Raw genomic sequence first — 421 nt, 5'->3', positions numbered from 1 at the left:
ACGCCGCCCGAGACGACGGCCATGACTGCGAGGCCGAGGCCCACGATGGCTGCGGTGAGGACAACCCAGTCAACCGTCACGGCACCGGATTCGGATTTGGCGAAGTTTTTGATCATTTCCATCTTTCAGACTCCAATACATGTCTTCCGACAATTCATCTCCCGGTCCCCGGCTTGGCCTGCGAGCGGCTCCGTGTTCCGTGATGCTGTAGGAATCGCCGACGAGTGCGGCGGGAATTTGGCGTTGAATCGATATGAATTCGATTTGTTTTTTGTCTTTTCGGGGCGCGGGCCCTGGGGAGCCGGTAACTGGTCGCCGCCGGAAAAGGAAAAGCCGCATCCCCGGGGGATGCGGCTTTCCGAAAGTCGGTTCTCTGTGCTGGACGCCTGGGCGTCCGCTGCGAGATCAGTTCGACTGCAGG

1 protein-coding gene is annotated in these 421 nt (G+C 59.6%); it reads left to right on the top strand.

Annotation, left to right across the window (positions count from 1 at the left end):
- Positions 1-192 precede the first annotated feature (192 nt).
- A partial coding sequence (locus N8I71_RS20580; RefSeq protein WP_262879924.1) for a hypothetical protein occupies positions 193-421 on the top strand: 229 nt, incomplete at its 3' end.

The sequence above is a fragment of the Roseicyclus sediminis genome, from assembly GCF_025515305.1.
Classification (GTDB): domain Bacteria; phylum Pseudomonadota; class Alphaproteobacteria; order Rhodobacterales; family Rhodobacteraceae; genus Roseibacterium; species Roseibacterium sediminis.
This window is presented reverse-complemented; position numbering and strand designations above follow the sequence as displayed.